The organism is Aeromicrobium sp. (assembly GCF_047607065.1).
Taxonomy (GTDB): domain Bacteria; phylum Actinomycetota; class Actinomycetes; order Propionibacteriales; family Nocardioidaceae; genus Aeromicrobium.
Genome location: NZ_JASGDU010000040.1, coordinates 16,700 through 29,134, shown reverse-complemented (window position 1 = coordinate 29,134; position 12,435 = coordinate 16,700). Strand labels below are relative to the sequence as shown.

Here is a 12,435-nt window from a genome sequence, read left to right as displayed (position 1 = left end):
AGCCGTTTCAGGACACCGAGGCGCGGGTCTGCTCCAACGAGCGCCACAGGCGTTCGACCGCCGTGGTGAGGTCGTCGAGGGAGCCGCTGTTGTCGATGAGCACATCGGCGACGGCGGCTCGCTCCTCCCGCGAGGCCTGCGCGTCGATGCGTGCCTGCGCGTCCGCCGGGGTCATACTGCGGTCGCGGACGAGCCGTTCGATCTGCTGCGGCACCGGTAGGTCGACGACCACGACGACGTCACAGGCCGTGTGCGCGCCCATCTCGATCAGCAGCGGGTTGTCATGCACGACGATGGCCTCCGGTCCGGCTGCGGCCTCGCGTCGTGCGGCGAGGTCGCGGATGGCCGGATGCGTGATGGCCTCCAGGTCGCGGCGGGCCTGCTCGTCGGCGAAGACGATCGCGCCGAGCGCCGGGCGCTCCAGCGAACCGTCGGCGGCGATGACCCCCGGTCCGAACTGCTCCGCGATGGCAGCTAGTGCGGACCTGCCCGGCTCGACGACCTCGCGGGCGAGCTGGTCGTAGTCGATCACGTCCGCACCGTGCCCGCGCAGCAGTGCGCTCACGGTGCTCTTGCCCGAGCCGATGCCTCCGGTCAGGCCGACGCGAACTGCCGCCACGGTCAGCCCGTGGCCTTGTCGCCGTAGGTCGTCACGTGGACGTGATCGAAGTGGTTGGCGGTCTTGCTGCCGCGGTCGGACATACCGCTCCAGCCCGAACCGGGCTCCCAGATGCGCTGCTCCCAGATGACCTGGCTGGCACCCAGCTCGGCGGCGTGGTCGATGACGTACTGGGCGATCTCATCGCCGAGCGAACCGCTCACCATGATGTCGAGGGCGCGGCCGGTCGGATGCCCTGAGGCCCCGCTGCGTGCCGCCACGCCGCCGTAGGTCTTGATCTGCGGGAACTTCGCACACACCGCGCGGTGCACCTTGACGGTGTCGGGCTGCAGGCCCTTCTCGACACCTGAGCCGGAGGGGCATGCGGCCGTGCCCAGCGGCTCGGAGGCCGACAGCGAGGCCGTGGCCACCCAGCGCAGAACGTCGTTGTGGAGCACCTGCGTCCACTCCCCCTCGACGACGCCGGTGACGACCACCTGGCTGCCTTCGCTCACCTGGGCGAGCACGGGGGCATCGGCTGCGGCGTCGGATCGGACCTCGGCATCGTCGGCGACCCACAGCACGCCCGAGACCTGCTGGGCCACGCTCGCCTGCGGGGCGAGCACCGGTCGCTCGCCGGCACGGCTGACCTCGCTCTGGGCCACCGTCACTCGCTGAGGCTGGGGATCGTTCGGACCCGGCTGCGTCACCGCCGCAGCCGCAGCGACCGCGATGGCCCCGACGCCGACCGTGGGCAGCACGACCGCGCGCAACTGTCGCTGCCAGAAACTAACGCCTGTCGCCGCCTCGGCCCGGCGACTCCGGGTCGCTCGAACGTCCGCCCGTCGCTTGCCGGGTGAACCCACCGTCGAACCGCCTCACATCTCGCTGACACACTACGAGGCACGCACCGGCCCACGGCTCGGACGCCCCTCATTGCCCATGGTCTCACGAGTGCCGGGTCACAGTGGGCCAAACGGACAAAACGGCGGAAGGTTGTGAAGGATGTCACCGGTTCACGACACTGCAGGCAGTGTGCGCCGCCAACGCCGCATAGCTGCGGGACTACGGGAGGCCGGGCTGCGCGACGGCGACCGGGTGGCCCTGCTCACTGCCGGGAGCGCCGCGACCGTCGACCTCGTACTTGCCGCGACACGCAGCGGCCTCGTCCCGGTGCCGCTCGATCCGCGACTGACCCCGCGCGAGCGCGCCGACATCCTCGACCAGGTAGAACCGGCCCTGGTGGTCGACGATCCACTGATCCTGGACCAGCTCGCCGGCGGCGGCGAACGCGAGCTGGAGGCATATCCACGCTGCCGGCCGATGCACTTCACCTCCGGCACGACGGGGCGGCCCAAGGGCGTCTGGTCGGGCTGGCTCGGTCCCGATGACGCGCGAGCGGCGGTGCTCGAAGAGCGCGAGCTGTGGGGCTTCCGGGCGACTGACATCAACCTGGCCGTCTCGCCGCTGTATCACTCGGCACCCTTGCGATTCGCCATGGGTACCCTGCTGGCTGGCGGCTCGGTGGCCGTCGTGCCGTTCGCTCCCGCACCGGTCGCCGAGGCCATGCGGACGCTCGCCCCGACGACGATGTTCTGCGTGCCCGCCCATCTTCAACGGCTGTTCGCCTGGGCCGATGAGGTGGGCGAGCCGCTGGTCACCGACTCTTTCCGGCTGGTCGCGCACGCCGGGGCCGCCTGTCCGACGCCCACACGACGGCGCGCGCACGAGGTGTTCGGCGAAGACGTCGTATGGGAGTTCTACGGGTCGACGGAGGGCCAGTTCACCGCGTGTCCGGCACCGGAATGGATCGCGAACCCCGGCACGCTGGGCCGCGCCCGCCCCGGCCGGAGGATCTGGACCGACTCAGACGACCAGATCTGGTGCGCCGTGCCGCCGTGGGCGCGTTTCGAGTATTGGCGCGACACGGACAAGACCCGCGAAGCCTGGCGCGACTCGCCGCACGGCCCGTCGTTCACGGTCGGCGACCTGGGGCGGGTCGACGCCGAGGGCAGGGTCTTCCTCGACGCCCGCCGCACCGACCTCATCATCACCGGCGGGGTGAACGTCTATCCGGCCGAGGTCGAGGACGTCCTCGGCAGCCTGCCCGGCGTCCGCGACATCGCGGTCTTCGCCCAGCCCGACGACGAATGGGGGCAGCGCGTCTGCGCCGCCGTCGTCGGTGAAGCCACCGACGACGACCTCCGGACCGCCGCCGAGCACCTGCTCGCCCCACCCAAACGCCCCAAGGAGTACCTACGCTACGACGCCCTCCCCCGCACGGCCACCGGCAAGGTCAAGCGCGGGGAGTTGACGTAGAAGTTCCGCCAGCAGGTCCCGCTGGCTGAGGTGCGCCCTTCGAGGCTCGTCGCAAGCTCCTCGCACCTCAGGACCCGGATCGCAAGCTCGCACTGGGGGCACCTCCCGCTTGCGAGGGACAATGACCGGAGTGCCGCCTATCCGCGCATCCTCTAGGCCGATTCGATGCAGGTGAAGCGCCGGCGGTAGGCCAGCGGGGCGATCCCGCGAACCCGGGTGAAGTGATGGCGCAGGGTCGCGCCGTTGCCGAAGCCCGCGCGCTGGGCGATCTGCTCCACCCCGAGATCGCTGTTCTCCAGCAGCTCCTCGGCGAGCGCGACCCGCTGATTGGTGATCCACTGCAGCGGGGTGGTGCCGGTCTCGTCGCGGAAACGGCGCGCGAAGGTGCGCGGCGACATGTGGGCGCGACGGGCCAGGCGTTCCACGGTCAGCGACTCGTCCAGATGCCCGCTGATCCAGGCCAGCAGCGGTGCCAGCGTCTCGGCCTCGTGCTCGCGGACCGGAGCGCGCACGAACTGCGCCTGCCCTCCGTCGCGGTGCGGCGGAACCACGATGCGCCGGGCCGCCGTCGCCGCCACCTTCGCCCCGAAGTGACGCCGCAGCAGGTGTAGCGCCGCGTCGATCCCGGCCGCCGAGCCGGCACCGGTGACGATGCGATCGTCCTCGACGTAGAGCACATCGGGATCGACCAGGGCCTTCGGAAAGGCGCGCTGCAGCTGTTCGGCGTAGCGCCAATGCGTCGTGCAACGCCGTCCGTCGAGCAGCCCGGCCTGCCCCAATAGGAAGCTGCTGGAACAGTGCGCGAAGATCCACGCGCCCCGCTCGTGCGCCTCCCGCACCGCCTCGACGACTGCGGGCGCATGATGATCGAAGTCGTGTTTCGGCGAAATACACACCAGATCGGCGTCGGCCATCGCCTCCAGCCCGTGCTCCACGACGAGATCGAAACCCGCGCGGCCGGTCACGACACCGGGATGCTCGGTGCACACCGTGAAATCGAAGACCGGATTGTCGTCGTCGGGGTGATACGGCTCGGCCCACACCTCGCAGATCGCACCCAGCCCGAACGGCTCAGCCCCGTCCTGGACGACGGCGACGACACGCTGAATACTCATGAGACCAGCATGGCACAGCTATGGCAGTTTTTCGATGCCACCTGTCGTTTCTGCCACTGTTGGCAGAAACGACAGGTGTGAAGAATTACTGCCATGATTCTTCTCGCCGCCATCGGCTTCCTCGCCCTGCTGTCGATCCTCGAACTCGTCCGCACCCTGGGCACCGACGACCGCGGCTTCACCCCGCCCCCGCCCAGCCACACCCCGGACATGTTCGAACCCGGCCACCGCGTGCGGTGACCGGGTTCGAATCGAGAGCCTGACTCAGGCGGCGGCGTGACTCACTCGCCGCCGGTGAGCTTCTCGCGCAGCGCCTGCAACGCCTCGTCGGACGCCAGCGAACCGCCGTCCGGCCCGGCCTCGGGAGCATCGGAGGAGTAGTTGCTCGCCTCGCCCGCCTCCGCGTTGGCCTTCTCGGCCTCGGCGATCTGCTTCTTGTGCGCCTCCCAGCGCTCGTGCGCCTCGGCGTACTGACGCTCCCAGGTGGCACGGGCCTCCTCGAAGCCCTCCTGCCACTCGCCGGTCTCCGGATCGAAGCCCTCGGGGTAGATGTAGTTGCCGTCCTCGTCGTAGGACGAGGTCATGCCGTAGAGGGTCGGGTCGAAGTCGTCGGCGACGGCGGCCTCGGTCTCGTTGGCCTGCTTCAGCGACAGCGAGATGCGGCGACGCTCCAGGTCGATGTCGATGATCTTGACCATGACCTGATCGCCGATCTGGACGACCTGCTCGGGGATCTCGACGTGACGCTCGGCCAGCTCCGAGATGTGGACCAGGCCCTCGATGCCCTCCTCGACGCGCACGAACGCGCCGAACGGGACGAGCTTGGTGACCTTGCCCGGAACGATCTGGCCGATCTGGTGGGTCCGGGCGAAGTGCTGCCACGGATCCTCCTGCGTCGCCTTGAGCGACAGCGACACGCGCTCGCGGTCGAGATCGACATCGAGCACCTCGACGGTGACCTCGTCGCCGACCTGGACGACCTCGTTCGGGTGGTCGATGTGCTTCCAAGACAGTTCCGAGACGTGCACCAGGCCGTCGACACCGCCGAGATCGACGAAGGCACCGAAGTTGACGATCGAGCTGATGACGCCCTTGCGGACCTGGCCCTTCTTGAGCTCGTCGAGGAACTTCTGGCGCACGGCCGACTGGGTCTGCTCCAGCCAGGCACGGCGCGACAGGACCACGTTGTTGCGGTTCTTGTCCAGCTCGATGATCTTGGCCTCGAGCTTCTGGCCGATGTAGGGATCGAGGTCACGGACGCGGCGCATCTCCACGAGCGAGGCGGGTAGGAAGCCACGCAGGCCGATGTCCATGATGAGGCCGCCCTTGACGACCTCGATGACGGTGCCCTCGACGACGCCGTCGGACTCCTTGATCTTCTCGATGTCGCCCCAGGCGCGCTCGTACTGCGCACGCTTCTTGGACAGGATCAGACGGCCTTCCTTGTCCTCCTTCTGGAGGACGAGGGCCTCGACCGCGTCGCCGACGGAGACGACCTCGTTGGGGTCGACGTCGTGCTTGATGCTCAGCTCGCGGGAGGGGATGACGCCTTCGGTCTTGTAACCGATGTCGAGGAGAACCTCGTCACGGTCGACCTTGACGATCGTGCCGTCGACGATGTCGCCGTCGTTGAAGTACTTGATGGTCTTGTCGATGGCCGCGAGGAAGTCTTCCTCGGTGCCGATGTCGTTGACCGCAACCTGCGGCGCGGTGGCAGGCGTTGCGATACCAGAAGTCATAGCCGGTGGGCTCCGATGGATTGGATAGTAGGGATGAAAGGCATGCGGACACAGGCGTCCGACACCCGATCAAGCCTACGCGACCGGCTCCCCAGTGCCCACGGCGGCCCCGGCCTCCCGCGTCGGTGAATCCGCCGCCGGACTCACGCCGGAGCGAGGAAGGCCGTGAGCGCCGCCACATACGAGGCGACGTCGGCGGCGGCCATCAGTTCGCGGGCCGAATGCATCGCCAGTTGCGCCGCGCCGACGTCCACGGTGGTGATCCCGGTGCGCGCCGCACTCATCGGCCCGATGGTCGACCCGCACGGCAGGTCGGCACGGTGCACATAGCGCTGCAGCGGCACCTCCGCCTGCTCGCAGGCACGCGCGAAGGCCACTGTCCCGCGGGTGTCGGTGGCGTAACGGAGGTTCTGGTTGACCTTGAGTACCGGACCCCCGCCGAGCGCGACCCGGTGCAGCGGCTCGTGCCGGTCGGCGTGGTTCGGGTGGGTGGCGTGGGCCATGTCCCCGGAGGCACAGACCGATCCGGCGACCGCCCGGTGTACCTCGTCGCGGCCTCCCCCGGCCGCCAGGACCGTCCGCTCGATCACGGTGGCCAGCAGATCGGACTGGGCACCGCGCTCCGACGTGCTGCCGACCTCCTCGTGGTCGAACAGGACGAGAACCGGCCGCAAGCCGTCGGCCGGCGCGGCGTCGATGAGCGCCCTGACCCCGGCGAAGCAGGTGGCCTGATTGTCTAGGCGCGGTGCCGACAGCAACTCGCCGCGCGCGCCCACGCGAACGCTCGGCAGCGTGTCGGTCGTCATCAGCTCGAAGCCGAGGACGTCGGCCGGGTCGAAGCCCTCGCGGCGGCCGAGCCAGGTGAGGAACGGCTCGTCGGCACCCGCCACGGCCCAGATCGCGTCGAGATGACGCTGCCGGTCCGGCGCGTTCGCGGCGTCGCGGTCGAGGTGGATCGCCAGGTTCGGCACTCGCACGACCGGTTCGTCGACGTGGACGAGCCGTTCACTGCCGTCGCGCAGGCCGAGACGCCCGGCGATGCCGAGGTCCCGGTCGAACCAGGTGGTCAGGAGAGGGCCGCCGTAGGGTTCGAGCGCGAGCACCGCGACGTTGTCGAAGCGGCGGTCGTGATGCTGCTTGAGCCGCAGGTTCGGGCTGTCGGTGTGAGCGCCGACGATGCGAAAGGGGTCGGCCGGGCCGGTGGCGGCCTCGGTCGACCAGGCGGCCAGCGAACCGCTACGGCGCACGAGATACCGGCCCGGCTCGCTCGGCCAGGGGTCGCGCTCGGCGACCTCCACCCATCCGGCTTCGGCCAGCGTCGCCGCAGCCGTCGCGCAGGCGTGGAACGGCGACGGTGATGCGTCGATGAAACGGCCCAGCAGATCGGCGTCATCCATGCCCGCGAGTCTAGGCCCGCACGGCGACACCGGGGCGTGTGAGGATCGGGACATGAACCAGCCGCGCGTCTACGCCGAACTGGACGGGCTACGAGCCGTCGCGGCGGTCGCGGTCGTGGCGACGCACACGGGGTTCTGGGCGGGTGCCTACGACGACGGCCTGATCGGCGCTCTCGCTCACCGGCTGGAGGTCGGCGTGGCGGTCTTCTTCGTCCTGTCCGGATTCCTGCTCGGCCGGCCGCACATCGAACGGGCGCTGCGCGGCACCCCCGTCGAGCCGGTCCGGCGCTACTACCGCAAGCGCGTCTTGCGCATCTGGCCGGTCTACCTGCTCGTAGTCGTCGCCGCGCTGACCCTGGTCCCGCAGAACCGCAGCGCAGGCCCCGGCACGTGGCTGCGCAACCTGAGCCTCACCGACTATGCGACCGGTGCCCGTCTGCCCGAGGGTCTGACGCAGATGTGGAGCCTGACCGTCGAGGTCTGCTTCTACCTCGCCCTGCCCCTGCTCGGCTGGCTGCTGGCTCGCGTGGCGGGCGGGCGATTCGACCGGCTGCTGGCCTGCCTCGGCCTGATCGCCGCCGCGAGCATCGCCTACGTGACCCTCACCTGGTGGCTCGACTCCCCCGCAGCCGAGATCGCCCGCCACCAACTGCCGTCGTACCTCACCTGGTTCGCCGCCGGGTTGCTGCTCGCCGTGCTGGCCAGCGACGCCGGTACGACGAACCCCGCCCGCCTGACCCAGGTCACGGTGACCCTCGCGCGCGCCCGCCTCACCTGCTGGATCGCAGCGTCGGCGGTGCTGCTGATCGTCGCCACACCGCTGGGCGGACCGGTCGGACTGCTCCAGCCCGACACGGCCGGCGCACTCGTCCGTCACCTCGGCTACGGCCTCACGGCGCTCCTGGTCGTCGCGCCGTGCGTCCTCGCGCCGTGTGAGACCTCCCTGCTCGTGCATCGCCTCGTCCGCCACCTCGGGCACACGTCGTACGCACTGTTCTGCTGCCACCTGCTCGTGCTCATCGGGGTCATGGCGCTGTTCGACCTACGCCAGTTCGACGTATCCTGGCCGCTGCTGTTCGCCCTCACCCTGGCCGCGAGCCTGGTCGTCAGCGAACTGCTCTACCGCTGCGTCGAGCGACCGGCCAACCGCTTCGGCCACCGGGGTTCGGCGACGAGCGCCACCAGCGCCGCAGTCGAGACAACCGCGCACCACTGAGCCGCCGCAGGGGTCAGAAGGAGGGACTCGGAGCCGCGAACGACGATGAGACCTCCAGCCGCGAGCGCCAGCGGCACACACGCTGCCACAACCGCCCGGCCACGCCGGCCGCAGCTGACGAGGATCAGCGCGACACCGCCCGCCAGCAACCCCGGAGCGCCCCCGACCACGGCCAGCGTCACGCCGGAGGCGATCACCAGCACCGGCCGCGCCGCCCAGCGCGAACCTGCCTCCGTCGCCACGCCGACACTCGCGGTAGTGGACTGTCGCAGCGACACTGCGGCGGTCAACACGGCGACGAGAAAGGCGACGATCCCCCCGAGCACCAGCATCGCGCGATAGGTGCCGGCCGGGGCGAATCGCGTACTGAGATCGTCGGGCCGCGCATCGTCGGGAAGGACCCAGCCCTGCTGCCAGCCGCCGACGGCGACCGCCGGTACCGCAGCGCCGTCGACGGTGCCGACCCAGCCCGGATTGACGTTGTGCAGCTCGGTCACCAGGGTTCCCTCCGAGGACGACGATGAGGCCACATCGCTGACCTGGGCGTCGGTCTCGGTCAGCACCAACTGGCCTGCCTGCGCCACTGCGGAGGCCCGTACTGTCAGCCGCGACGGACCTGCAGGCAACGCGACCTCGGTCGCACCGCACGACTCGGCGCGTACCCGCTGCCCGTCCAGCAGGTCCAGCGGCGCGGCGACGAGCGCCGTCGGCACCTGAACCCCGTCGACGACCAGCTCCGGCCCCGTGCCGCATCCCCACGACCGCACCTCGTCGGTCGGCCCCGCGAGCGCTGCCTGCGGCGTGCCGTCGATCTGAAGTTCACTAACACCGACCGGTAGCACCCCGTCGGCGTCGGCGGCATCGAGCGCGGAGATGAGTTCCAGCTCCAGGCGCGACGTCGTCGTCTCGGGCAGAATCGCCAAGCCGTCGTGCACAACGGCCTCGACCGTGCGCCCGGCGTCGTCGGTGGCACGCACCCGCGCCACCGACGACGCCGGCAGCGAGTCGGCGGTCGTCAGGCGCAAGGCGGAGACGGTCTGCGGTGACGACCACGAGACCGACACGGTGGGAGCGGTGTCTCCGCTCTGCGCAATCCATCCGGTCTCAGGGCGCGAGTCGATCATGCGCGAAGTCCCCGTTCTCGGATCGTCGCTCAGGGTCGAACTAGCCCGCACCTGCATCGGCGAACCGGTCTGCAGGAGGGCGTCCAGGGCGTCTCCGGCCACCGCGACGGTCGTCACCGCAGGCGCATACATGCCGCCCGAGCGCTGAAGATCCAACCTCCGGTCGATCGCATAAGCGTCTTCGCCCGGCTCGGCTGCCCCCGACCGGCAGTGCGCGGCACCGGCGATGTCGAGGCATGACGGACGCTCGCCGCCGTCCAGGCCCACGACGATCTGATCGGCGTGGGCGACGGCGGGCAGCGTTAGCGGCCGCGACACCTCGAGTGCGTCCGAGGCCACCTCCGACAGCCGTGCATCGCCGCCGGCCCGGCTGACCTCGATGCGCAGCCGGTCCACGGTGCCGACGGCGATCACTGCCGTTTCGTCACCTCGGAGCGTGCGATGGACCTCGCCGGTCGAGGTGTGGACGGTGACCTGCTGCGTCATGCCCGGCGGCAGCCCGGCGCGCAGCGACACCTGGCCGAGTGCGCGCGCGGCTCCCAGGTCCAGCTCGATGCTGCCTTCCGGCCCGACTACCTGCCAGGCGGTTCGCGGTTCGCCGTCGAAGGCCGACCACGGCAGGGCCGACGGCGACACCGGCCCCCAGCCGTTCACCCACGCCCGCGATGACGAAGCGGTCAGGGACTCCGCACCGATCAACTCGGGTATCGCCAGCGACGCCTCGTCGGCCTCGGTCAGGAAGTCGTGGGCCGCACGGTCGGCGGCGTACGGCTCACCCGCGCTCAGCGAGGCCGAGCGGTTCCGGTCGACCTGGGCGAAGTCGACCTCGCCGCGCCGCAACCCGTCGGTGAGCGTCAGCGGCCCGGTCGCACCCTCGATCCGGTCGCCGTACAGCAGCGTCGGCCCCGGCTCGACCAGGCCGAGGCCGTCCAGCGCCGCGACCGTGTCCGCTCCGCCGACGATCACCGGCACCTCGTCCACTGGCGCGGAGACCGTCCGCAGCTCGTCGCGGTGCACCTCGAAGACCGCGATGGCCGGGTGCCGTGTGCGCCAGCCGTCGTCGACGAATGTCCGCACCCCGTCGATATCCAGGCTCGACGGGCCGCCGATCAGCGGACCGAAGGACGCCGCCAGGTCCATGCCCGGACTGCTGCGCAGCGTCTGCCAGGCCGCCTCCGCCCGCGTCGGATCGGCGGCGAGCGCCAGGTCGAAGCGCAGCAGGACCCGATCGATCCCGGCCCGGTCGAGGGTCGTCGCCAGGCCGGTCTCGGCCCGCCCGCTGGCCAGGACGTCGCCCAGGGTGTCCAGCAGCCGCACGGTTCCGTCCGGCGTCAGCGGCACCACGGGCCGCGCCGTCCACGCCGACGAGGCCAGCGGCTGCAGCACCTCGTCGCCGGTGCTCCCCCACAGGTAGTCGCCGAACCGCGAGGCCGGGGTGACCAGCGTCGTCGCCTCCGGCCGGTCGCCGAGCCACTCGGCGGCCTGAACCCAGTACGGCGGGATCTCCGCGTAACCGCCCGGCCCGGCAATCCGGGCCGCCCAGAGCGGCGTGACGGCCAGCCCGACCATCGTCAGCGTCACCAATCCGGCACCCCGCGTCCACCACCGCCGGGCCACCGCGTCGTCGAGATCACCGATACGACCGGCGGCCACCGAGAGCGCATGCACCAGCCCCAGGACCAGCGGAAGGCGCACCACCGGGTCGAACTTGTGGATGTTGCGCATCGGGGCGAGCGGGCCGTCCAACAGGTCCTGCACCGCCGGGGCCACCCAGCCGGCCACCCCGGCCGTGTGGCCCAGGGTCGTCAGTACGATCCCGGCGAGGAGACCGCGCACGACGAAACGACGGTGCGGCATGTCACGGCGGGCCAGACCGGCCAGCCCGACGGCCGCCACGAACGTCAGCGCGACGGCCACGACCGGCCAAGTCAGCAGGTCGCGCCCGGCCTCGTAGGTCCAGGTGGAGCGCGGCACCCAGTTGCTCGTGCCTCGTAAGGCGTCGAAGACCGTGGCGGACGCCGTCGTCGTCGCGGAACTCTCGATCCGGTCGAGGAAGGGCGGGCTGTAGCGCCCCAGCAGCACCAGCGGACCCCACCACCATGCGGTCATCACCAGGACGAGCGGCGGCCACCAGCGCAGCAGGGTGCGCCGCGCCGGGCCGGGCGGCGCGGTCAGCAGCCAGAGGGTCGCCAGCGGCAGCACTGCCGCCGTCGCCACCGCATTGACGCCGCCGACACAGCCGACCGCCACCGCGCTCTGCGCGGCCCGCAGCCGCGGCCGGTCACCACCGGCCCCGAACACCAACGGCAGCAGCACCCACGGCGCCAGCGACGCCGGCCAGGCCTCGATGGAGTTGACCCCCATGATCGTCAGCACCCGCGGCGACAATGCGTACAGGAATCCGGCCAGCAGGTGCAGCCGCGGCGATCCGATCCCGAGGGCGCGGCAGACCTGCGCTGCTCCCACGAAGGCCACGCTCCACAGCAGCGCCCACCACAGCCGCTGGATCACCCACGGTTCGAGGTCCAGCAGGTGCCCGATGCCAAAGAACGGCCCCATCGGGAACAGGTAGCCGTACGCCTGGTTCTGCACCTGCCCGCCGAAGCCGGTCGCATCCCACATCGTCAGCGCACGCTGCAGGAAGCCGCCTGGATCGACCACCAGGTCGAGCTTCGTGTCGGCCAGGGTCCTGCCCGGCTGCTGCACGAAGGCCAGCGCCGTCAGCACCAAGCAGCCGACCGCGAGACGGAACCGCCGAAGCGCGCTCACCGGCTCGGCGCTTCGTGGCCCAGGCATGTCCGCACGATAGTCCGGGGGTGGACCATCGCGGTGTTACCGTCGGGGCACGCTGCGCCGATGGGTGCTGCGGGCGAGGAGTTGAGGGACTCTTCGCGTCACAGCGAGGGAGGACGCCGGAGCGATCCGGC

9 protein-coding genes are annotated in these 12,435 nt (G+C 70.7%); 3 read left to right on the top strand and 6 right to left on the bottom strand.

Annotated features, from left to right (window positions below; genetic code table 11):
- Nucleotides 1-7: 7 nt before the first annotated feature.
- Nucleotides 8-619, bottom strand: a complete 612-nt coding sequence (coaE, locus tag QM597_RS05745; protein WP_415003912.1) for a dephospho-CoA kinase — start codon at nt 617-619, stop codon at nt 8-10.
- Between the two features lie 2 nt (nt 620-621).
- Nucleotides 622-1,464: an SH3 domain-containing protein gene (locus QM597_RS05740; RefSeq protein WP_415003911.1), complete on the bottom strand. Its 843-nt coding sequence runs from the start codon at nt 1,462-1,464 to the stop codon at nt 622-624.
- A gap of 139 nt (nt 1,465-1,603) precedes the next feature.
- Between QM597_RS05740 and QM597_RS05735 the strand changes: the two genes are divergently transcribed.
- Nucleotides 1,604-2,917, top strand: coding sequence for a class I adenylate-forming enzyme family protein (locus QM597_RS05735; protein WP_415003910.1), 1,314 nt, complete (start codon nt 1,604-1,606; stop codon nt 2,915-2,917).
- 152 nt (nt 2,918-3,069) lie between these two features.
- Here QM597_RS05735 and QM597_RS05730 read toward each other — a convergent pair whose 3' ends face one another.
- A complete protein-coding gene (locus tag QM597_RS05730) occupies nt 3,070-4,032 on the bottom strand; it encodes a GlxA family transcriptional regulator (protein ID WP_415003909.1) in 963 nt (320 codons plus the stop codon).
- A 93-nt stretch (nt 4,033-4,125) separates the two neighbouring features.
- On the opposite strand from QM597_RS05730, the gene QM597_RS05725 reads away from it, so the two are divergent.
- Complete coding sequence (locus QM597_RS05725; RefSeq protein WP_415003908.1) at nt 4,126-4,272, top strand: hypothetical protein; 147 nt, start codon at nt 4,126-4,128, stop codon at nt 4,270-4,272.
- A gap of 41 nt (nt 4,273-4,313) precedes the next feature.
- Here QM597_RS05725 and rpsA read toward each other — a convergent pair whose 3' ends face one another.
- Both rpsA and QM597_RS05715 read right to left on the bottom strand, forming a co-directional pair.
- Entirely contained in the window at nt 4,314-5,771 is a 1,458-nt protein-coding gene (gene rpsA / locus QM597_RS05720) for a 30S ribosomal protein S1 (protein WP_415003907.1), read from the bottom strand.
- Nucleotides 5,772-5,914: 143 nt separating this feature from the next.
- Nucleotides 5,915-7,168 carry a M18 family aminopeptidase gene (locus QM597_RS05715; protein ID WP_415003906.1) on the bottom strand — a complete coding sequence of 418 codons (1,254 nt, stop codon included), beginning with the start codon at nt 7,166-7,168 and terminating at the stop codon, nt 5,915-5,917.
- Between the two features lie 52 nt (nt 7,169-7,220).
- Here QM597_RS05715 and QM597_RS05710 point away from each other — a divergent pair, with 52 nt between their 5' ends.
- Entirely contained in the window at nt 7,221-8,384 is a 1,164-nt protein-coding gene (locus QM597_RS05710; protein WP_415003905.1) for an acyltransferase family protein, read from the top strand.
- Here the strand turns inward: QM597_RS05710 and QM597_RS05705 are convergent.
- Nucleotides 8,288-12,304, bottom strand: coding sequence for an alpha-(1->3)-arabinofuranosyltransferase family protein (locus QM597_RS05705; protein WP_415003904.1), 4,017 nt, complete (start codon nt 12,302-12,304; stop codon nt 8,288-8,290). The two genes, QM597_RS05710 and QM597_RS05705, sit on opposite strands and share 97 nt — an antisense overlap.
- Between the last annotated feature and the right edge of the window lie 131 nt (nt 12,305-12,435).

Coding starts and splice junctions, on each gene's coding strand:
- QM597_RS05735 (WP_415003910.1), top strand. CDS start 1,604: ATGTCACCGGTTCACGACACTGCAGGCAGTGTGCGCCGCCAACGCCGC.
- QM597_RS05730 (WP_415003909.1), bottom strand. CDS start 4,032: ATGAGTATTCAGCGTGTCGTCGCCGTCGTCCAGGACGGGGCTGAGCCG.
- QM597_RS05725 (WP_415003908.1), top strand. CDS start 4,126: ATGATTCTTCTCGCCGCCATCGGCTTCCTCGCCCTGCTGTCGATCCTC.
- rpsA (WP_415003907.1), bottom strand. CDS start 5,771: ATGACTTCTGGTATCGCAACGCCTGCCACCGCGCCGCAGGTTGCGGTC.
- QM597_RS05715 (WP_415003906.1), bottom strand. CDS start 7,168: ATGGATGACGCCGATCTGCTGGGCCGTTTCATCGACGCATCACCGTCG.
- QM597_RS05710 (WP_415003905.1), top strand. CDS start 7,221: ATGAACCAGCCGCGCGTCTACGCCGAACTGGACGGGCTACGAGCCGTC.
- QM597_RS05705 (WP_415003904.1), bottom strand. CDS start 12,304: ATGCCTGGGCCACGAAGCGCCGAGCCGGTGAGCGCGCTTCGGCGGTTC.